This window comes from Streptococcus mitis SK575, assembly GCF_000257865.1.
Classification (GTDB): domain Bacteria; phylum Bacillota; class Bacilli; order Lactobacillales; family Streptococcaceae; genus Streptococcus; species Streptococcus mitis_CQ.
Genome location: NZ_AICU01000060.1, coordinates 1 through 20,595, shown reverse-complemented (window position 1 = coordinate 20,595; position 20,595 = coordinate 1). Strand labels below are relative to the sequence as shown.

The window sequence follows — 20,595 nt, the reverse complement described above, 5'->3', positions numbered from 1 at the left end:
TTATAATTGATTGGTCAACTATTGATAAGTCAACAAAAGGAAAGAAGAAATGTTAGAGATTCAAGATTTACTTTATCAACTCCGCTTGTCTGAGCAAGCGAGTACGCAATTGTTTGAAAAAAGGCTTGGGATTAGTTTGACACGGTATCAGATTTTACTGTTTTTGCTGGAGAATTCTCCCTGTAATCAAATAGCGGTTCAGGAGCGTTTGAAGATTGATCAGGCTGCTTTGACACGGCATTTCAAGATTTTGGAAAAGGAAGGTTTGGTGGAGCGTCATCGTAATCCTGAAAATCAGCGAGAAGTGTTGGTAGAGGCTACGAAGTATGCCAAGGAGCAGTTAGTGGTGAATCCTCCTCTGAAGCATATCAAGGTTAAAGAAGCGATGGAAAGTATCTTAACAGAGTCTGAAAGAACAGAACTCAGCCGTTTAGTAAACAAATTGGTTTTGGGTATTGAAAATATAGAAATTTAAGGAGAAATAGATGTCAATTATTACAATCATTTTAGCAACGATTGTTGCTTTGGAGCATTTTTACATTTTTTATTTGGAAAGTATTGCAACGCAATCAGATGCGACTAGTCGTGTCTTTAACATGGACAAGGAAGAACTGGCTCGTCCGTCAGTAAGTTCATTGTTTAAAAATCAAGGGATTTATAATGCTTTGCTAGGAGTCTTTCTCTTGTATGGAATTTATTTCTCACAGAATTTAGAAATTGTGACTATTTTTGTTTTATTTGTGATTGGTGCTGCGGCTTATGGCTCTCTCACAGCAGATAAGAAAATTATTTTGAAGCAAGGTGGACCAGCTATTTTGACCTTGATCAGTATTTTATTCTTTTAATGCCGGTCTGATCCTCTCTAGTCCTTTTCACTCCAGAATAAGGGAAATATGTTATACTTGTTTTTAAGAAAAGAGTTTTATTGAATTTGTTTTGAGGAGTTAGAAATGAAAGTATTAGTGACAGGTTTTGAGCCCTTTGGAGGGGAAAAGGTCAATCCAGCCTTGGAGGCTATTAAAGGTTTACCAGCTGAAATCCATGGTGCTGAGGTCCGTTGGCTAGAAGTGCCAACAGTCTTTCACAAATCGGCTCAAGTATTGGAAGAAGAGATGAACCGCTATCAACCGGACTTTGTCCTTTGTATCGGCCAAGCAGGTGGAAGGTCTAGCTTGACACCTGAGCGAGTAGCTATTAATCAAGATGATGCACGGATTCCTGATAATGAGGGTAATCAACCGATTGACCTTCCTATTCGCCCAGATGGTGCTCCGGCCTACTTTAGTAGTTTGCCGATTAAAGCGATGGTTCAAGCTATAAAAAAAGAAGGCTTGCCGGCCTCTGTTTCCAATACGGCAGGGACTTTTGTCTGCAATCATTTGATGTATCAGGCCCTCTATTTGATAGAAAAGAAATTTCCACATGTTAAGGCAGGTTTTATGCATATTCCTTATATGATGGAACAGGTGGTGAATCGACCTACCACTCCAGCTATGAGTTTAGTGGATATTAGGCGAGGGATAGAAGCGGCAATCGGCGCCATTATAGAACATGGAGATCAGGATCTCAAGTTGGTAGGCGGAGAAACTCATTGATAGAAAAAAGCTTGAGGGAGAACCTTCAAGCTTTTGGACGTTTTAGAGCCAGTACAGCTCGGTAGAAAATTATTTTATTGATTTGAATGTAGGGTAGGAGTGAGAAACTAGCAATTCCAAAGGTAATCCAATTGAGGAAGTACCAAGGAAGGAGTTGTAGGTCTAGAATAAAGCGCTGAAATTTGTAACCTTTCATTAGGAAACGGCTGGTTTTAAGGATTTGTCCTGGTCTAGCTTGTCCCAAGTCTAGGGTGTCACAGAGGAGAAATTCTACCTGCGAATAGGCATAGTATTGTGGAATATAGAGACTATTTCCCGCAATCATCAAGAAAATACTTGCTAGGAAGTAAAGACCAAAGGTCATGAGGAAACGCTCGGTTTCAATTGACGTGAGATCCAGATTAGGAAATTCAGGATGGATTGCAACGAATTTCTTTGCTAGAAAGCTACTGTAAAAGAGGAAGTAAATCCCGAGTAAACTAGGAATGCTCCATAAAAAGAGATAGAAACGTTTGAGAAGGAGGGTCAAAAAGGTTTGTGAAAAGTGCTTTTCGTTAAAGAGAGTGAGACTATTTTTGACTGATAGTTCTGTATCAGGATTCTGGATGAGTTTCAGCGTTGTATAGACGGAACTGGTTAGAAGAATAGCTCCGATAAAGGAGACTAATAGTGGAAAGAGATAGGCTTGGAATACATGACCAAGCACGTTTAAAAAGGATTGTTCTAAAATAGACTCGTTAATGCGCTCTAAGGGATTGAGGAAGCCAGACAAGATGACTAGCATGCTAGGTGAGAGATAGACGAGAAAGAGGCGGGGATTTTCAGCCTGAAATTGTCTGGCTTGCAGACGAACGGTTTTTAAATCAATTTTTGGGTATTTCATTCTTTCATTATACCATAGTTCGTGACAGTTCCGGCTTTTTTTGATAAAATCATACAGTATGCCCTTGGGCACAAAGTATGAACTGGGACTGTCTTTCCCAGCTTCGGAGGTAAAAAATGTCAGATTCACCAATCAAATATCGTTTGATTAAGAAAGAAAAACACACGGGAGCTCGTCTGGGAGAAATCATCACTCCTCACGGCACCTTCCCGACGCCTATGTTTATGCCAGTTGGGACTCAAGCCACTGTCAAAACTCAGTCACCTGAAGAATTGAAGGAGATGGGTTCAGGGATTATCCTATCCAACACCTATCATCTCTGGCTTCGCCCTGGAGATGAACTCATTGCTCGCGCAGGTGGTCTCCACAAGTTCATGAATTGGGACCAGCCTATCTTGACAGATAGTGGGGGTTTTCAGGTTTATTCCTTAGCAGATAGCCGTAATATCACAGAAGAAGGCGTAACTTTTAAAAACCATCTCAATGGTTCTAAGATGTTCCTATCCCCAGAAAAAGCCATCTCTATTCAGAATAATCTGGGCTCAGACATCATGATGTCCTTTGACGAATGTCCTCAGTTTTATCAGCCTTATGACTACGTTAAGAAATCGATCGAGCGTACCAGCCGTTGGGCTGAGCGTGGTTTGAAGGCTCACCGTCGTCCACATGACCAAGGGTTATTTGGGATTGTGCAGGGGGCAGGATTTGAAGACCTGCGTCGCCAATCGGCTCATGATCTTGTCAGCATGGACTTCCCAGGCTACTCTATCGGTGGTTTGGCGGTGGGAGAAACCCACGAAGAGATGAATGCGGTCTTGGACTTCACAACCCAACTGCTACCTGAAAATAAACCTCGCTATTTGATGGGGGTGGGAGCGCCAGATAGCTTGATTGATGGAGTGATTCGTGGTGTAGATATGTTTGACTGTGTCTTGCCGACTCGTATCGCTCGTAATGGTACTTGTATGACCAGTCAGGGACGTTTGGTTGTCAAAAATGCCCAGTTTGCTGAGGACTTTACGCCACTGGATCCTGAGTGTGATTGCTACACATGTAAGAATTACACACGCGCCTACCTTCGTCACTTGCTCAAGGCTGACGAAACCTTTGGTATCCGTTTGACTAGCTACCACAATCTCTACTTCTTGCTTAATCTGATGAAGCAAGTGCGACAAGCCATCATGGATGACAATCTCTTGGAATTCCGTGAGTATTTTGTTGAAAAATATGGCTATAATAAGTCAGGCCGTAATTTCTAAAATAGAATTGATATAAGCTAAAAATCCTAAGTTTTCTCTTGGGATTTTTCTTCTTTTTTTGATAGAATAAAGTGTACAATGAAAGGGAGAATAAACTCGTATGCGCATTAAATGGTTTTCCTTGATTAGGATTACAGGTTTACTTTTGGTACTCTTGTATCACTTCTTTCAGACCATCTTTCCTGGAGGATTTTTCGGGGTAGATGTCTTTTTCACATTTTCAGGATTTCTGATTACGGCTCTACTTATCGAAGAATTTTCTAAAAACTATGAGATTGATTTGGCTGGATTTCTTAGGAGACGCTTTTATCGTATTGTGCCACCCGTGGTTTTGATGGTCTTGGTAACCATGCCTTTTACTTTCTTGGTTCGCCAAGACTATGTGGCTGGAATTGGGGGTCAGATTGCAGGTGTCTTAGGTTTTATGACTAACTTCTATGAACTCCTAACAGGAGGGAGTTATGAATCTCAGTTCATTCCACATTTGTTTGTTCATAATTGGAGCTTGGCTGTTGAGGTTCACTACTATATTCTTTGGGGATTGGCAGTTTGGTTCTTATCCAAACAGTCCAGATCAAATGGTCAGTTGAGAGGAATGGTCTTTCTCTTGTCTGCTGTTGCCTTCTTGATTAGTTTCTTCTCCATGTTTATTGGTAGTTTTCTAGTAACCTCTTATTCTTCTGTTTACTTCTCCAGTTTAACTCATGTTTATCCATTCTTTTTGGGGAGTGTGTTAGCAACTATCGTAGGCGTTCGTCAGACGACTTCTCTCGTCAAGCAATTGGATAAAATTTGGGATTTACGAAAGACCCTATTGGTTTTTGCAGGAGGCTTCGCCTTCTTACTCATTTTGACCTTCTTTGTCAAATTCACCTATCTTTTTGCCTATCTTATCGGCTTTTTACTTGCCAGTCTTGCAGCCCTTGCTATGATATTGGCGGCGCGTGTCTTACATGAAAAGACTCCTAACGTGCAGGAGCCAAAGGTAATCAGCTTTTTAGCAGATACTAGCTATGCAGTTTATCTCTTCCATTGGCCTTTCTATATCATTTTCTCGCAGTTGACATCAAATCTTCTTGCTGTCTTACTGACTTTAATTTTTTCTTATGGATTTGCCAGTCTGTCATTTTATGTGTTGGAACCTTGGATTGCAGGAAAGAACACACCGATTATACAAACCCTTCGTCCCCTGCCTTATATCCATACAATCCTTGCAGCAGGTACAGGAATCTTGACCATCATTGTCTGCACGGTGACTTTGTTGGCACCACAAGTCGGAGCTTTTGAGACAGATTTAACTGTCAATGGCTTGAAGCAAGCTGCAACAAATATTGGTCAGACCAAGGTAATGACAGAACGGGCAGATGCAAACAGTCTGGGAATTGCTGATGGCACTATGCTAATTGGTGACTCAGTGGCTCTAAGGTCCAATACAGCTTTGCAGACAGCTCTTCCTGGGGCACAGATAAATGCACAAGTCAGCAGAACAACCAAGACTGCCAACGAAATCATGCTCAACAATAGCCAGAATAAATTTCTACCAAAGATGGTGGTTATTGCGACTGGGGTAAATAATCCTGAAAATTACAAGGAAGATTGGGATAGTATCGTGAAAAATCTTCCTAAGGGCCACCATATGGTTTTGGTGACTCCTTATGAGGGAGATAAGACAAAAGAGACCTATGCCATCGTTGAGAAGGCGGCTGCCTATATGAGAGAATTGGCAGAGAAGACTCCTTACATCACGATAGCAGATTGGAATCAAGTTGCGAAAGAACATCCAGAAATTTGGACTGGGACAGACCAAGTCCATTTCGGAAGTGACAATAGCAAAATTGAAGCAGGAGCAAAATTGTATGCAGATACCATTGCTACAGCCTTGCAAACAGCTCAAGACAAACCAGTCAAATCAAAATAACTTGTATTAAAAAGAGAAGAGTTGGAGAAATCCAGCTCTTTTAAAATATCTCTAGAAAATAGGTCTATACCATTTACAAATGAATCAGAAAGGTTTATAATGTAATTGACATAATAAATATCAAAAGTAATCTTTTAAGGAGGTCATTATTATGCCTAATTACGTTAAAGCGGATCAGTTTTTCTATCCATTTGGCATTCGTCGCGGTGGGTACTTAGAACTTGTTGATGGCAAATTTGGGAAACATGTGGATCAAATTCCTGAAGGAGCAGAGGTTCTTGACTATACTGGTTATAGCATTGCACCAGGTCTTGTGGATACTCATATTCATGGATATGCAGGTGTAGATGTGATGGACAACAACATTGAAGGTACATTGCATACTATGAGTGAAGGACTTCTTAGTACCGGTGTTACCAGTTTCTTGCCCACAACTTTAACAGCCACTTATGAGCAATTGCTTGCAGTCACTGAAAATCTTGGAAACCATTATAAAGAAGCAACGGGTGCTAAGATTCGTGGGATTTATTATGAAGGTCCATATTTCACAGAAACTTTTAAGGGGGCACAAAATCCAACTTATATGAGAGACCCGGGTGTTGAGGAGTTTCATTCTTGGCAGGATGCTGCAAAAGGGATGCTAAATAAAATCGCTATTGCACCAGAACGTGATGGGGTGGAAGATTTTGTACGTACTATTACAGGTGAAGGTGTGACAGTTGCACTTGGACACTCAGATGCGACATTTGAACAAGCTAAGAAGGCAGTTGATGCTGGAGCTAGTGTATGGGTACATGCCTATAATGGGATGCGTGGTTTAACACACCGCGAACTAGGTATGGTAGGAGCTATGTATGAGCTCCCACATACTTACGCAGAATTGATTTGTGATGGTTATCACGTAGATCCAAAAGCTTGTGAGATTTTACTTAAGCAAAAGGGGACAGAAAACATCGCTCTTATTACGGACTGTATGACAGCTGGTGGGCTTGAAGACGGTGACTATATGTTGGGAGAATTCCCTGTTGTAGTAGCAAATGGAACTGCACGCCTCAAATCGACAGGTAACTTGGCAGGTTCTATCCTCAAACTTAAAGATGGTATGAGAAATGTAGTCGAGTGGGGTATTGCAAATCCACACGAAGCGGTCATGATGGCTAGCCTTAACCCAGCAAAATCTGTTCACATTGATGATGTCTGTGGTCAAATCCGCGAAGGCTATGACGCGGACTTTATCGTATTAGATAAAGATTTGGAATTGGTAGCAACCTATCTAGATGGTGTGAAACGTTATCAAGCATAAGAGAGAAAGCAGAAGTTAGAGATTAGCTTCTGCTTTTTTATCTATATTGCTTTACCAGTAAATAAAAAAGTTAAAAAAATCACAAAAAAGCTTGAGCAAACAAATGAAAAGGTTTACAATTGTATTATAAATAATACAAATAAAAAAACGGAGGAGTGCTTTATGAAAGCCTATACTTATGTTAAACCAGGACTTGCTTCTTTTGTTGACGTTGACAAACCAGTGATTCGTAAGCCAACAGACGCTATTGTGCGTATCGTAAAAACCACTATTTGTGGAACAGACCTCCATATTATCAAAGGGGATGTTCCTGCTTGCCAAAGTGGTACCATTCTTGGTCACGAAGGGATTGGGATTGTGGAAGAAGTTGGAGAAGGAGTTTCGAACTTCAAAAAAGGCGACAAGGTCTTGATTTCTTGTGTCTGTGCCTGTGGTAAATGCTACTACTGTAAAAAAGGAATTTATGCTCACTGTGAAGACGAAGGGGGCTGGATTTTTGGTCACTTGATTGATGGTATGCAGGCTGAATATCTACGTGTCCCTCATGCAGATAATACTCTTTACCACACTCCAGAAGACTTGTCAGATGAAGCCTTGGTTATGCTATCAGACATTCTGCCTACTGGATATGAAATTGGTGTCTTAAAAGGGAAAGTAGAACCTGGTTGTAGTGTAGCCATTATTGGTTCAGGACCTGTTGGATTGGCTGCTCTATTGACAGCTCAATTCTATTCACCAGCTAAATTGATTATGGTAGACCTAGACGATAACCGCTTGGAAACTGCTGTATCATTTGGTGCGACTCACAAGATTAATTCTTCAGACCCTGAAAAAGCGATTAAAGAAATTTATGATTTGACAGATGGTCGTGGTGTAGATGTTGCTATCGAAGCTGTTGGTATTCCTGCAACATTTGATTTCTGTCAAAAGATTATCGGTGTAGACGGAACAGTTGCCAACTGTGGTGTGCATGGTAAACCAGTTGAATTCGATTTAGACAAACTTTGGATTCGCAACATCAATGTAACAACTGGTTTGGTATCTACAAATACAACTCCACAATTGTTGAAAGCACTTGAAAGTCATAAGATTGAACCAGAAAAATTGGTAACTCACTATTTCAAACTAAGTGAAATTGAAAAAGCCTATGAAGTTTTTAGTAAAGCAGCAGACCACCATGCCATTAAGGTCATTATCGAAAATGATATCTCAGAAGCTTAAGTAGTGAAAACATTTTGGAACATAAGCAAATAGAAATTCAGTCATCATAGGATGGCTGGATTTTTTATCAAAAATTTAAGAAATGAGCATATTTCTTTCCTTGTTTAGAGGAATTGGTTATAATATACGGTACAAAGGAATGAATGAATATGTATCGTGTTATAGAAATGTACGGAGATTTTGAACCGTGGTGGTTCTTAGAAGGTTGGGAAGAAGATATTGTAGCAAGTAAGAAATTTGACCAGTATTATGATGCTCTCAAATACTATAAAACTTGCTGGTTTAGATTGGAACAAGAATCCCCTCTTTATAAAAGTAGAAGTGACTTGATGACCATTTTTTGGGATCCAGAAGATCAACGTTGGTGTGATGAATGTGATGAGTATTTACAACAATACCATTCTTTGGCTCTTTTGCAGGATGAGCAGGTTATTCCAGATGAAAAATTACGTCCAGGCTATGAAAAACAAACAGGTAAGGAAAGGCACCGTTCTTGCCGTATGAAATTAAAATAGAGAAAAAGTAACTTTTTTGGAGTTGCTTTTTTTATTTTCCCAAATCTTTGCGAATAGTATAGGTGAGGAGGTAAGTATGGTTCAAGAAATTGCACAAGAAATCATTCGTTCAGCTCGGAAAAAAGGAGCGCAAGACATTTATTTTGTTCCTAAGTTAGATGCCTATGAGCTTCATATGAGGGTGGGAGACGAGCGCTGTAAAATCGGTTGTTATGATTTTGAAAAGTTTGCGGCCGTCATCAGTCATTTCAAGTTTGTGGCAGGTATGAATATTGGGGAGAAGAGACGTAGTCAACTTGGTTCCTGTGATTATGCCTATGACCAGAAGATGGCGTCCTTACGTTTATCTACTGTAGGCGACTATCGAGGGCATGAGAGTTTAGTTATTCGCTTGTTGCATGATGAGGAGCAGGACTTGCATTTTTGGTTTCAGGATATTGGAGAACTGGGCAAGCAGTACAGGAAACGTGGTCTTTATCTTTTTGCTGGCCCAGTTGGCAGTGGCAAGACAACCTTGATGCACGAATTGGCCAAGTCCCTCTTTAAAGGGCAACAAGTCATGTCCATCGAAGACCCTGTTGAAATCAAGCAGGAGGACATGCTCCAGTTGCAGTTGAATGAGGCGATTGGGCTTACCTATGAAAATCTGATTAAACTTTCCTTACGTCATCGGCCAGACCTCCTGATTATCGGAGAAATTCGGGACAGTGAGACGGCGCGTGCAGTGGTTAGAGCTAGTTTGACAGGGGCGACAGTCTTTTCAACCATTCATGCCAAGAGCATCCGAGGTGTTTATGAGCGCCTGCTGGAGCTGGGTGTGAGTGAGGAAGAGTTGGCAGTCGTGATGCAAGGTGTCTGCTACCAGAGATTAATCGGGGGAGGAGGAATCGTTGACTTTGCAAACAAAGACTATCAAGAACACCAGCCAACTAGGTGGAATGAGCAGATTGACCAGCTTCTTAAAGATGGACATATCACAAGTCTTCAGGCTGAGACGGAGAAAATTAGCTACAGCTAAGCAAAAAAATATCATTACCTTGTTTAACAATCTCTTTTCCAGTGGTTTTCATCTGGTGGAGACTATCTCTTTTTTAGATAGGAGTGCTTTGTTGGACAAGCAGTGTGTGACACAAATGCGCACGGGCTTGTCTCAGGGTAAATCATTCTCAGAAATGATGGAAAGTTTGGGTTTTTCAAGTGCTATTGTCACCCAGATATCCCTAGCTGAAGTTCATGGGAATCTCCACCTGAGTTTGGGAAAGATAGAAGAGTATCTAGACAATCTTGCCAAGGTTAAGAAAAAACTAATTGAAGTAGCGACCTATCCCTTGATTTTGCTGGGATTTCTTCTCTTAATTATGCTGGGACTACGGAACTATCTACTACCACAACTGGATAGTAGCAATATTGCTACCCAAATCATTGGCAATCTACCACAAATTTTTCTAGGAATGGTAGGGTTTGTTTCCATACTTGCCCTTTTAGCACTCACTTTTTATAAAAGAAGTTCTAAGATGCGCGTCTTTTCTATTTTAGCACGCCTTCCCTTTCTTGGAATCTTTGTGCAGACTTATCTGACAGCTTATTATGCGCGTGAATGGGGTAATATGATTTCGCAGGGAATGGAGCTGACGCAGATTTTTCAAATCATGCAGGAACAAGGTTCCCATCTCTTTAAAGAAATCGGTCAAGATTTAGCTCAATCCCTACAAAATGGCCGCGAATTTTCTCAAACCATAGCAACCTATCCTTTCTTTAAGAAAGAGTTGAGTCTTATTATCGAGTATGGTGAAGTCAAGTCCAAGCTGGGGAGTGAGTTGGAAATCTATGCTGAAAAAACTTGGGAAGCCTTTTTTACCCGAGTTAACCGCACCATGAATTTGGTGCAGCCACTGGTTTTTATCTTTGTGGCACTGATTATCGTTTTACTTTATGCGGCAATGCTCATGCCCATGTATCAAAATATGGAGGTAAATTTTTAAAATGAAAAAAATGATGACATTCTTGAAAAAAGCTAAGGTTAAAGCTTTTACACTTGTGGAGATGTTGGTGGTCTTGCTCATCATCAGCGTACTTCTCTTACTTTTTGTACCTAATTTGACCAAGCAAAAAGAGGCGGTCAATGACAAAGGAAAAGCTGCTGTTGTTAAGGTGGTGGAAAGTCAGGCAGAGCTTTATAGCTTAGATAAAAATGAAGATGCTACTCTAAGCAAATTACAAGCAGATGATCGCATCACAGAAGAGCAAGCTAAAGCTTATAAAGAATATCATGCAAAACAAAATAAGACTCAAACGGTCGCGGATTAAGGCCTTTACCATGCTGGAAAGTCTATTGGTTTTGGGTCTTGTGAGTATCCTTGCCTTGGGTTTGTCTGGCTCTGTCCAGTCCACTTTTGCGGCGGTAGAGGAGCAGATTTTCTTTATGGAGTTTGAAGAACTCTATCGGGAAACTCAAAAACGCAGTGTAGCCAGTCAGCAAAAGACTAGTCTGAACTTAAATGGGCAGACGATTAGCAATGGCAGCCAAAAGTTGACAGTTCCTAAAGGAATTCAGGCACCATCAGGACAAAGTATTACATTTGACCGAGCTGGGGGCAATTCGTCCCTGGCTAAGGTTGAATTTCAGACCAGTAAAGGAACGATTCGTTATCAATTATATCTAGGAAATGGAAAAATTAAACGCATTAAGGAAACAAAAAATTAGGGCAGTGATTTTACTGGAAGCAGTAGTGGCTCTAGCTATCTTTGCCAGCATTGCGACCCTCCTTTTGGGACAAATTCAAAAGAATAGGCAAGAAGAAGCAAAAATCTTGCAAAAGGAAGAAGTCTTGAGGGTAGCTAAGATGGCCTTGCAGACAGGTCAAAATCAGGTAAACATAAATGGAGTTGAGATTCAGGTGTTTTCTAGTGAAAAGGGATTGGAGGTTTATCATGGTTCAGAACAGTTGTTGGCTATCAAAGAGCCATAAGGTCAAGGCTTTTACCTTGTTGGAATCCTTGATTGCCCTCATTGTCATCAGTGGAAGCTTACTTCTCTTTCAATCCATGAGTCAGCTCCTTATTTCAGAAGTTCGCTATCAGCAGCAAAGCGACCAAAAGGAGTGGCTCTTGTTTGTGGACCAGTTGGAGGCAGAATTAGACCGTTCGCAGTTTGAAAAAGTGGAGGGCAATCGCCTCTATATGAAGCAGGATGGCAAGGAAATTGCGATAGGCAAGTCAAAATCAGATGATTTTCGGAAAACCGATGCCAGTGGACGGGGTTATCAGCCGATGGTTTATGGCCTCAAATCCGCACAGATTACAGAGGACAATCAAGTGGTTCGCTTTCGTTTCCAGTTCCAAAAAGGCTTAGAAAGGGAATTTATCTATCGTGTGGAAAAAGAAAAAAGTTAAGGCAGGTGTTCTCATCTATGCAGTCACTATGGCAGCCATCTTTAGTCTTTTGTTACAATTTTACTTGAACCGACAAGTCGCCCACTATCAAGACTATGCTTTAAATAAAGAAAAGTTGGTTGCTTTTGCCATGGCCAAGCGAACCAAAGATAAGGTTGAGCAAGAAAGTGGGGAACAGGCCTTTAATCTGGGTCAGGTGAGTTATCAAAATAAGAAAACAAACTTGGTGACGACGGTTCGTACACCTAAGAGTCAATATGAGTTTCTGTTTCCTTCAGTCAAAATCAAAGAAGAGAAAATAGAGAAAAAGGAAAAGGTAGCGACCGATTCAAGCGAAAAAGTGGAGAAGAAAAAATCAGAAGAGGAGCTTGAATAGAAAGGAAATTTCTAGCCAATCAAGCTACTTTGTGCTAAACTAAAAATATGAAACATGATTTTAACCACAAAGCAGAAACTTTTGATTCCCCTAAAAATATCTTCCTTGCAAACTTGGTTTGTCAAGCAGTCGAGAAACAGATTGATCTTCTATCAGACAAAGAAATTTTGGATTTCGGTGGAGGGACGGGTCTATTAACCTTGCCCCTAGCCAAGCAGGCCAAGTCTGTAACATTGGTGGATATTTCGGAGAAAATGCTGGAGCAAGCTCGTTTGAAAGCGGAGCGACAAGAAATCAAGAATATCCAGTTTTTGGAGCAAGATTTACTGGAAAAACCCTTGGAGAAAGAGTTTGATCTCATTGTTGTTTGTCGGGTTCTTCATCATATGCCTGATGTGGATGTGGCTCTCTCACTGTTTCATCAGCATTTGAGGGAAGATGGACAACTCCTACTTGCTGATTTTACCAAGACAGAAGCTAACCATCATGGATTTGAATTGGTTGAACTGGAAAACAAGTTAGCCCAGTTTGGTTTTTCGAGCATTGACAGTCAGATTCTTTACAGTGCTGAAGACCTGTTTCAAGGAAATTACTCAGAACTCTTTTTTACAGTAGCTCAAAAATCACTCGCCTAGTTAGGGAGTGATTTTTTTGTACGACGGGTATGTCGTATATCTGAGGTGTAAGTCCTCGGTGGGCCCTCGCTATCGGTGAACCAAATAGCGATTCCAAAGTCTGATTATCATGAGCTAGTAGAGGGAGGAAGAGATAGCGAAATAGTGGCTCTACGAAAAGAAAGAGCATAGCGAGTTGTATACAGTTTTGAAGTTTTTTTACCTGTTTTACTGGTTTTATACTGAAAATATACACTCTCCCTGATATATATATATATATATATATATATATATACTAAATAAAGCGATTTGCTGATTTTATTACCATTTTTGGCGTGGTTCTATTTACGGAAATATCAATGTTATATAGCCTTATACATAGAATTGAATAATAAAACTTTTTTATAATGAGCTTATATTGAGTTGACTTAATATATTCAAAGAAGTAGAATATAATTAGGGGAAAATACCTTTTTAGAAGAAGGAGTTAAATATGTTTTTTAGAAGACAAAAAGGTGAATATAGAGAGACGGATCGTGTGACCCGTTTCAAGTTGATCAAGTCAGGTAAGCATTGGTTGCGTGCCTCGACCTCTCAATTTGGACTCTTTAAAGTCTTGCGTGGTGGTGTAGATGCTGCTCAGGTAACAACTGAAGTTATCGAAGAGCAATCAGCAAATACACTAACAGGATTGGATATCCTGAAAGGGATAGCCGTGGCAGGGACGGTACTTGGAGGAGCAGTTGCAACACAAACAACTGTTTATGCCAATGACGCTCTAGAAAAGACAGTAGAGTCAAATCAAACACTTGCAAATACAGACACAGTAACTTTGGGAACAGTAAAAGATCAGGAGGGGGCTCAAGCCGACAGCCTATCAGTTTCTGTCAGCCAAAGCCAATCCTTGTCTGAGGAAGCTTCCAAGAATGCAAGTAAGCATCTTTCAGAAAGTGAAAGCCAATCAGTAAGTACTTCAACAAGTGCTTCTGTATCGGCAAGCACATCTGCTTCTGAAAGTGCAAGTACAAGTGCATCAGAGTCAGCCTCAACAAGTGCTTCTCAATCACAAACAGGAGCAACTTCTGAACTTGCAAAACCAGCAACATCAGAGACAGCTTCAAACAAAGAGACATCTGTTCGTAAGGAAGATGCAGCTAATGCGACAGCTGATGCGCCTCTTTCAAAAGTTATCACTGAAAGCCTCGCATCTCTACAAGCAGTTGAAACTCGTTTGAGCCAAATCACATCAACGACTTCAAGTTTGGTGGATACAACGACAACAGCTGCTGTGGCGACTACGGTAACTGCCGAGAATGACAAGAAAGCGCAAGAAGACCGCAAACGTCTATCTAAAATCTCAGCGACTATGGGTGAATACCTCGCTAAGTCTATCGGTCTGCCAAATACAGAAGCAGCAGTTGCTAAGGTGAATGCTGCTGTAACAGCTATCGAAGAAGCATTGAAAACCCCAAATGCTGACTTGACAGATGTTATCAAGCAAGCTACATCTGCGCAAAACTCAATCGTTAACGCTGTTCTCCGTGCTAATAACGGTAAACGTAGTGTGCTAAATGGTAGACGGATGGAGAGAGGAGTTAGCTTTAGGGAGGTAGCGCCTGAGAATAGAAATCCAACATTTTTAACAGCCTCTGTAGGATACGTAGTTAATAAAGGTGAAGCTAACGACCATAACTCTAAAGCAAACATATATAAAGAAGGGACTTATTTATATGCTACAGAAGGAAGAACAGGTAATGGAATAGCTCCTGGTCCTGCTAATACTGCTTCACGTGTTTTGGTTCAAAATATTGGTGACCAAGTTTTGATGACAGCAACTCGTACGGGGCGTACAACTCAATGGGAAGTTACCTTTAATAGAGGTGGAGACCCTCATGATAATCCTTACTTTTACTTTACTGTTCCAAAAGGGCATAACATTACTCATATGGAAGTGTGGCAAAAGGACCGAGCAGAAGCGGGTTGGAACCTTTTGGGAAGCAGCAATGGGAATAACGCTTTCACCCATAATAAGAAAAGTGGAGATTTAAGAGCTGCTGTCGGAAATGCATATAATAACCAAGGTGGTCCTTACTATGAAAATGTAGCTGGTGTAGGTCCAAGTGGTGTAGGCCGTGGTGCACTCACAAGTTTGCGAGATTTTGCCTATAATAATCCAGAGGTTTTTTATCAAACAGATAAAATATCGGATGAAACTAAAAAAGCTGGAGACTTTGCTTTTACTTCTATTGAAAATGCGACAGCGAATGTATACGCTCTTAATCCTAGAGGTACAGCTCGTTTAGAAGGGTATAAAATCAAATATACGACAGATAGTCCAGAAGATACCAATGATTTTTATATGGCTGGTTTCCGTTCCTTGGAAAATTCACGTCATAGAAACTATCTGCAAATGAATGGTTCTCCAGACCGCTATTGGCTGGAGTTGAAGAAAAATGTTCCTTCTACGTTTTTGAAGTATGGTGGATTAAATCAGTTAACTTCGGGTAGCGTTAGCCAGATTGCTGATGTCTACGATAAAGTAACAGGTAAGAAGACAGCGGCTCCTGGAGGACAAGTAACCTATGCGATCAGAGGAACCAATTATAGAAGCGAGGAACTCGGTGGAGCAAACAGTAGGGACATTCCGTTTGATAAAGGTGTCAATGAGCTGATTGTTAAGACTTCGAATGCAGGTTCCTATACTCTTCCGTTTCGAATTGTTACACAGGCTGATGTCTATGAGCCTGTTATCAATCAAACTTTAGCTGCTAAACAAATTGAACAAGGGCAACAGATTGACCCAGCATCTATTATTCAGAAAATTGATGATAAGTCAGGCACAATTTCAGGTTTCGCTTTTCCTGATGATCCAGAGACCTATAACGATCAAGTTGATAGAACTCCAAGGCCGAGTCCATTTGTTCACAATCCTAATGTTCTTCCAAATACAAAACCAGTCTCATCGAATGTGCAAGGTACAGACAAACAGAAGGCGTTAAATGTTAAGAGTGTTGAATGGGTTGGCGGTAGTAATCAAATTGGTTCGGGTATAGGAGAAAATATGGCTGTGAAAGCCATGTTAAATGGTAAGGAAGTTTACTTGTCTGTTCCCCCTACTATGGAAGTGTCTAGACTAGGCTCTCCTTTAACTGAGCAAGATAAACAAGCGATTCTTACCCATAATGGCTTACAAGGGCAAGCTACTATTACTGGTACTAAAGTAGGATTGAGTAAGCAACTTAAGACCATTTATAAAGATGATGAGGGTGGCGATTCAGTCGATGTTTCAGAAGTTTTCTTTGAAAACGTTACGAAGGCTAGAGCTACAGCTCCTCGTGTTGATCCTAAGAGTGATGGTAGTGTGGTTGTTAGTCCGGCGACTGACAATGATAAGGTGAATATATCCTATACACCGACTACTGCTAACACTCCTACTCAAATTACGATTAAAAAATCGGGAACTACATGGGAAAATACTGCTCCTCTTCCAGCTGGTGTGACTTTAGATAAATCGAATGGTAATGTGACTATTTCCGAAGAGGCAGTCAAAGATAACACTCCAGTTAATGCAACGTCTTATAACTTTAACTCAGATGGAGCTACAACCACCGCTAATGCAAAGGCACCGTATAAAGCCAAATCAGACCGCTTTTATGCCGTTGAAGGAGAAAATTCTAGCAAACTCAACGCTCGTGACTTTGTTGTAGATGGTAATGGTGGAGCACTATCTCCAGGGACAAGTGTTAAGTGGAAAGATAGAACCCTAGATTTATCAACTCCGGGTACGAAAACAGCAACCTTGCTCGTTACTAAAGGAAATGAGACTAAGGAAGTTGAGTATAACTATACTGTTTATCCAAAGATTGAAGCTCAAAGTGCCAATGGGGTTACTGGAAAGTTCTTTGCATTTAAAGGAACGCAAGGATCAGACCTTAGTAAAGCCGAAGGAGGAGGCTGGGCTAACAACTATGGTAGAGATACGTTTGTATATACCAATAGTAAATCGCTTCCTTCAGGGACTAAGTGGTCCTATAAGTATCAATTAAATGGGACAGGACCAGAGAAAACAACTGATATTACTAAAAATGGAACACCGACTTTTGGTGATGTGTGGTATACAACCAAGGAGAATTCAAGTTGGCCGGATCCTGTAAGTCACAAGACGACCTATACTGTGACAGCTGTCTATCCAACAGATCGCTTTGGAGCTGAGTCGGATCCTACTCGTGCTTTGAAGAGCAAGACAACATTTGAGTATACGGTAGTTGATCCGGTAGCTAAGAAAGTTTATGAGACAACAGTAGGGAAAACAGATTCTTTGGAGGGTATTATTAATAACCCGGGCAACGCGATAAAAGACTCTGCTTCAGTACCGATGCCTAGTGGTCCAGAGCCAGCTACTACAACAACTTACGCTTGGGAAACAACTCCAAGTGTTGCTAATCCAGGTATCTACACCCATAAAGTCAATGTTACTTTACCAAAAGGAGCACAAACTAAAGACAATACAACTGCAAATGTTCCTGTAACCATCAAAGTTAGACCAAACTCACCACAAATCTCAACTCAACTATCCAATACAGGAGGACTTCCGAGTCGTGATATTACTGTAACGGACGCTTTACCAGGTGCGACAGTAACCTTGACAATCAATGGCAAACAACTTTCACCGAAAACGGCAGATCAAACTGGAAGAGTGACGTTTTCTGCAAAAGACTTAGCAGATAGCAATGGTCTTCTTCCAACAGGAAATGTAACTGTTAAACAAAGCAAGGAATTCCCTAATCCTGTAACGAATCGTAATGAAACGTTGGAATCAGATGTAAGAAGTGTTGAAATCAGCAAGGAAACTGAAAAACCACATGTAAGCTACAAAGTCACAATCGATGGTAAAGAGCCTAAGAAAGATGGTAAGGGTTACTATCTGTTCTACGCAGGTGATAACATCAAGGTTGAATTTAGCGCTACTGACAATAGTGGAAAATTGAAAAAAGTGACCTTTAACCAAGGGGATAATGAGTTAACGAATTTCTTTAATGACACTAACAATACATATGGAAGTGGTGCTGTACCTAAAATCGAAAGCATTGTAAATCAAGATCAAACCACAAGGGAAACGATAGGTAAAGTTAAAGATGACTTAACATATAATTCAAATAATAAATGGACGCGACAAATTAAGGCAGTAGATCCAAGTGGTAATGAAAGTGATACCAACCTGGCAGAAGCGAAATTTGGTATCCAACAAGGACGTTTGGCGGACAAATTCCCAGGGGATCAGCCAACAGATGCGGTTGTAGTTGCCAATCCAAACTCCTTGACAGATCCAGAACGCGCTAAGATTCTTGCGGCAGTGAAGGCAGCTAATCCTAAAGATACGAATCGTATTAAAGATGGAGATGAAGGCTATAAAATATCAAAAGATGGTACCGTAACAATCACTTATAAGGATGGTACTTCTACTACGGTTCCACCAAAGGTAAAATATGGTGTTGAGAAAGTAGCAGATAAGTTTTATGCAATTAGTGACGAAACCGTAGAAAGCCTAAATCCAAAGGATTTTGTTCGTGGAGTGGGGAATCAACCTTTACCAGAAGGAACAACTGTTACGTGGAAGAAAGGAAGTGAGCCGACATTTACTGTAGGAGAAAATCGTACTGCGAAGTTGGTAGTTACCTATCCAGATAAGCGTCAACAGCCGGATGAAATTGAGTATAATTATACTGTTTATGAAAAACTGCAAACATTCACAAGAAACGGATTTAAAGGCAAGTTTTATGCTTTTAAAGCCAATCAAGGTAATGAACGTATAACTGGTGGCAACTGGGCAAATAATGTTGGGCGTGATTCTTATTTGTATACCAATGTTGATAAACTTCCTGCAGGTACTAAATGGTCTTATAAATATCAGTTAAATAATACAGGAGAAGAGAAAACAACTCCTATCGCTACTGATAAATTTGGTAATGTATGGCATACCACTGTGGACTCAAATCCGGAAAATCAACCCACAAGCCACCATACGACATATACAGTAAAAGCGGTTTATCCTACAGGCCGTTTTGGAACTGTGTCATCTAGTAATCCAGCATTAACACGTGAGGCAACTTTTGAGTATACGGTAGTTGATCCAGTAGCTAAGAAAATTTATGAGACAACAGTTGGGAATAAGGCTCCATTAGCAGATATTATTGCTACCCCAGGTAATGCAATTGTAAATTCAACAAATAGTGTAACCATACCAAGAGATACAACATATGAGTGGTTAGATTTAGATGCTGATACTATCGTTTCAGCTCCAGGTGTGTATGTAAGAAATGTCAAAATGATTTTGCCTGAAAGTACTACGAAGCCAGAATCTGATCCTCAGTATGTTCCAGGTAGAAATAGTGAACATGTTCCTATAACGATTAAGGTGAAACCAAAAACACCACAAATCGCAGATGATCAAGTGAAACTACAAGGTGGCCTGCCGAATCGTAGTATCACAGTGACAGATGTGACACCAGGTGCGACAGTGACCTTGACGATTGGTAATCAGATAATCAAGAAAGAGGTTCCAGCTGGCGCAACAAGTGTTACATTTACCCCACCTATTAATCCAAGTTCACCGAATAAAAATAATGGTGAAATAGATTACACAGCCTTTCCTAATGGAGTGCTTCCCACAGGTGAGATTACTGTGAAGCAGGAAAAAGAAGTGACTCTCCCAGGTGGCGGTAAGGAAACATTAACTTCTGGAGTAACTACGAAAGAAATCACTAAGGAAACAGAAGCGCCAAAAGTTACTGTTAAGGTTCAAGTTCTTCGTGATGGCAAGTGGGTAGATGCTCCTAAAGATTCACAGGGAAGAAATAAAATCTATGCGGGTGACCAGTTCCGTGTTAGAGTTGAAACTTGGGATAATAGTGGAAAAGTTACTCATATAGAAGCTTGGAACAATGAGACTAATGAACAGTTGAACTATGTTACAAGAAATGTAATTGATCATTCTACAGGAGGGATTGCTAATCAAAGAACAAATAAATTAACAGATGCGTCTCAAGCACAGCCTTATACTCATAATTTAACGAGTGATGGAACTTATAATGCTAATCAAGTATTTAATCCAAGCAAAGATTATACTAATACTGCAACACCAGATAATGATGATACACCCAATATTTGGACACGTTTTGCAAGGGTTAAAGATTTGTCTGGCAATTTAAAGGTTGAAAAGTATGTCATTGTACAAGCTCCGTTGAGTGAGAAATATACTCCGAATTCTCCAGTAATTCAGGTGGAAAATCTTACTACACCAACAGAAGCTGATAAGAAAAAGATTCGTAAGGCGATTGAAGATGCGAATCCTAATATGCAGATAAAAACTGTCTCTGTAGGTAGAGATGGTACGGTCACAGTTACCTATAATGATGATACGACGGATATATTTAAGCCGAAATTATCTGACTCGGATTACAGATCGCAAAGTGCCTCAACAAGCGCTGTAGCCTCTACATCAGCAAGTACTAGCGCCGT

The 20,595-nt window shown here is 40.5% G+C and carries 18 protein-coding genes; 17 read left to right on the top strand and 1 reads right to left on the bottom strand.

The window, feature by feature from the left end; all coding sequences use genetic code 11:
* Positions 1-49: 49 nt before the first annotated feature.
* The 3 genes from HMPREF1048_RS08095 (at position 50) to pcp (ending at position 1,595) form a co-directional block, all read left to right on the top strand.
* Positions 50-475, top strand: a complete 426-nt coding sequence (locus tag HMPREF1048_RS08095) for a MarR family winged helix-turn-helix transcriptional regulator (RefSeq protein WP_000890082.1) — start codon at positions 50-52, stop codon at positions 473-475.
* A 10-nt stretch (positions 476-485) separates the two neighbouring features.
* The gene (locus tag HMPREF1048_RS08090; protein WP_000022851.1) at positions 486-845 is read left to right on the top strand and encodes a DUF1304 domain-containing protein; all 360 of its coding nucleotides are present in this window, start codon (positions 486-488) and stop codon (positions 843-845) included.
* Between the two features lie 105 nt (positions 846-950).
* On the top strand, positions 951-1,595 hold the full coding sequence (gene pcp, locus HMPREF1048_RS08085) for a pyroglutamyl-peptidase I (protein ID WP_000866921.1): 645 nt from the start codon (positions 951-953) through the stop codon (positions 1,593-1,595).
* 25 nt (positions 1,596-1,620) lie between these two features.
* Here pcp and HMPREF1048_RS08080 read toward each other — a convergent pair whose 3' ends face one another.
* Positions 1,621-2,478 carry a DUF975 family protein gene (locus HMPREF1048_RS08080; protein WP_000876925.1) on the bottom strand — a complete coding sequence of 286 codons (858 nt, stop codon included), beginning with the start codon at positions 2,476-2,478 and terminating at the stop codon, positions 1,621-1,623.
* A 116-nt stretch (positions 2,479-2,594) separates the two neighbouring features.
* Here HMPREF1048_RS08080 and tgt point away from each other — a divergent pair, with 116 nt between their 5' ends.
* From tgt to HMPREF1048_RS08010, 14 genes are all read left to right on the top strand, one after another.
* Positions 2,595-3,737, top strand: a complete 1,143-nt coding sequence (gene tgt, locus HMPREF1048_RS08075; protein ID WP_001285237.1) for a tRNA guanosine(34) transglycosylase Tgt — start codon at positions 2,595-2,597, stop codon at positions 3,735-3,737.
* Positions 3,738-3,837: 100 nt separating this feature from the next.
* Positions 3,838-5,655 (top strand): acyltransferase family protein, encoded by a 1,818-nt coding sequence (locus HMPREF1048_RS08070; RefSeq protein WP_001220876.1) that lies wholly within the window; start codon positions 3,838-3,840, stop codon positions 5,653-5,655.
* 151 nt (positions 5,656-5,806) lie between these two features.
* Entirely contained in the window at positions 5,807-6,958 is a 1,152-nt protein-coding gene (gene nagA / locus HMPREF1048_RS08065) for an N-acetylglucosamine-6-phosphate deacetylase (RefSeq protein ID WP_001134549.1), read from the top strand.
* Positions 6,959-7,120: 162 nt separating this feature from the next.
* The gene (locus HMPREF1048_RS08060) at positions 7,121-8,179 is read left to right on the top strand and encodes a zinc-dependent alcohol dehydrogenase family protein (protein WP_000649459.1); all 1,059 of its coding nucleotides are present in this window, start codon (positions 7,121-7,123) and stop codon (positions 8,177-8,179) included.
* A 149-nt stretch (positions 8,180-8,328) separates the two neighbouring features.
* Positions 8,329-8,694, top strand: coding sequence for a DUF1033 family protein (locus tag HMPREF1048_RS08055; protein ID WP_000286405.1), 366 nt, complete (start codon positions 8,329-8,331; stop codon positions 8,692-8,694).
* Positions 8,695-8,770: 76 nt separating this feature from the next.
* Positions 8,771-9,712, top strand: coding sequence for a competence type IV pilus ATPase ComGA (comGA, locus tag HMPREF1048_RS08050; protein ID WP_000249541.1), 942 nt, complete (start codon positions 8,771-8,773; stop codon positions 9,710-9,712).
* Positions 9,660-10,676: a competence type IV pilus assembly protein ComGB gene (gene comGB / locus HMPREF1048_RS08045; protein ID WP_080568545.1), complete on the top strand. Its 1,017-nt coding sequence runs from the start codon at positions 9,660-9,662 to the stop codon at positions 10,674-10,676. The genes comGA and comGB overlap by 53 nt, the downstream gene beginning before the upstream one ends.
* 1 nt (position 10,677) lies before the next feature.
* Positions 10,678-11,001 carry a competence type IV pilus major pilin ComGC gene (gene comGC / locus HMPREF1048_RS08040; protein WP_000738646.1) on the top strand — a complete coding sequence of 108 codons (324 nt, stop codon included), beginning with the start codon at positions 10,678-10,680 and terminating at the stop codon, positions 10,999-11,001.
* The gene (comGD, locus tag HMPREF1048_RS08035; protein WP_004248976.1) at positions 10,964-11,398 is read left to right on the top strand and encodes a competence type IV pilus minor pilin ComGD; all 435 of its coding nucleotides are present in this window, start codon (positions 10,964-10,966) and stop codon (positions 11,396-11,398) included. The genes comGC and comGD overlap by 38 nt, the downstream gene beginning before the upstream one ends.
* Positions 11,361-11,663: a competence type IV pilus minor pilin ComGE gene (gene comGE / locus HMPREF1048_RS08030; protein ID WP_000413380.1), complete on the top strand. Its 303-nt coding sequence runs from the start codon at positions 11,361-11,363 to the stop codon at positions 11,661-11,663. The genes comGD and comGE overlap by 38 nt, the downstream gene beginning before the upstream one ends.
* Positions 11,626-12,087, top strand: coding sequence for a competence type IV pilus minor pilin ComGF (gene comGF / locus HMPREF1048_RS08025; protein WP_000250517.1), 462 nt, complete (start codon positions 11,626-11,628; stop codon positions 12,085-12,087). The genes comGE and comGF overlap by 38 nt, the downstream gene beginning before the upstream one ends.
* On the top strand, positions 12,065-12,463 hold the full coding sequence (gene comGG / locus HMPREF1048_RS08020; RefSeq protein WP_000265612.1) for a competence type IV pilus minor pilin ComGG: 399 nt from the start codon (positions 12,065-12,067) through the stop codon (positions 12,461-12,463). The genes comGF and comGG overlap by 23 nt, the downstream gene beginning before the upstream one ends.
* 47 nt (positions 12,464-12,510) lie before the next feature.
* Positions 12,511-13,098 carry a class I SAM-dependent methyltransferase gene (locus HMPREF1048_RS08015; RefSeq protein WP_000679783.1) on the top strand — a complete coding sequence of 196 codons (588 nt, stop codon included), beginning with the start codon at positions 12,511-12,513 and terminating at the stop codon, positions 13,096-13,098.
* A 472-nt stretch (positions 13,099-13,570) separates the two neighbouring features.
* Positions 13,571-20,595: accessory Sec-dependent serine-rich glycoprotein adhesin (locus tag HMPREF1048_RS08010; protein ID WP_004248975.1), on the top strand; the 7,025-nt coding region annotated here is incomplete at its 3' end.

Bases quoted from the DNA above. Each gene is read 5' to 3' on its own strand.
- HMPREF1048_RS08095 (WP_000890082.1), top strand. From the start codon at position 50: ATGTTAGAGATTCAAGATTTACTTTATCAACTCCGCTTGTCTGAGCAA.
- HMPREF1048_RS08090 (WP_000022851.1), top strand. From the start codon at position 486: ATGTCAATTATTACAATCATTTTAGCAACGATTGTTGCTTTGGAGCAT.
- pcp (WP_000866921.1), top strand. From the start codon at position 951: ATGAAAGTATTAGTGACAGGTTTTGAGCCCTTTGGAGGGGAAAAGGTC.
- HMPREF1048_RS08080 (WP_000876925.1), bottom strand. From the start codon at position 2,478: ATGAAATACCCAAAAATTGATTTAAAAACCGTTCGTCTGCAAGCCAGA.
- tgt (WP_001285237.1), top strand. From the start codon at position 2,595: ATGTCAGATTCACCAATCAAATATCGTTTGATTAAGAAAGAAAAACAC.
- HMPREF1048_RS08070 (WP_001220876.1), top strand. From the start codon at position 3,838: ATGCGCATTAAATGGTTTTCCTTGATTAGGATTACAGGTTTACTTTTG.
- nagA (WP_001134549.1), top strand. From the start codon at position 5,807: ATGCCTAATTACGTTAAAGCGGATCAGTTTTTCTATCCATTTGGCATT.
- HMPREF1048_RS08060 (WP_000649459.1), top strand. From the start codon at position 7,121: ATGAAAGCCTATACTTATGTTAAACCAGGACTTGCTTCTTTTGTTGAC.
- HMPREF1048_RS08055 (WP_000286405.1), top strand. From the start codon at position 8,329: ATGTATCGTGTTATAGAAATGTACGGAGATTTTGAACCGTGGTGGTTC.
- comGA (WP_000249541.1), top strand. From the start codon at position 8,771: ATGGTTCAAGAAATTGCACAAGAAATCATTCGTTCAGCTCGGAAAAAA.
- comGB (WP_080568545.1), top strand. From the start codon at position 9,660: ATGGACATATCACAAGTCTTCAGGCTGAGACGGAGAAAATTAGCTACA.
- comGC (WP_000738646.1), top strand. From the start codon at position 10,678: ATGAAAAAAATGATGACATTCTTGAAAAAAGCTAAGGTTAAAGCTTTT.
- comGD (WP_004248976.1), top strand. From the start codon at position 10,964: ATGCAAAACAAAATAAGACTCAAACGGTCGCGGATTAAGGCCTTTACC.
- comGE (WP_000413380.1), top strand. From the start codon at position 11,361: ATGGAAAAATTAAACGCATTAAGGAAACAAAAAATTAGGGCAGTGATT.
- comGF (WP_000250517.1), top strand. From the start codon at position 11,626: ATGGTTCAGAACAGTTGTTGGCTATCAAAGAGCCATAAGGTCAAGGCT.
- HMPREF1048_RS08015 (WP_000679783.1), top strand. From the start codon at position 12,511: ATGAAACATGATTTTAACCACAAAGCAGAAACTTTTGATTCCCCTAAA.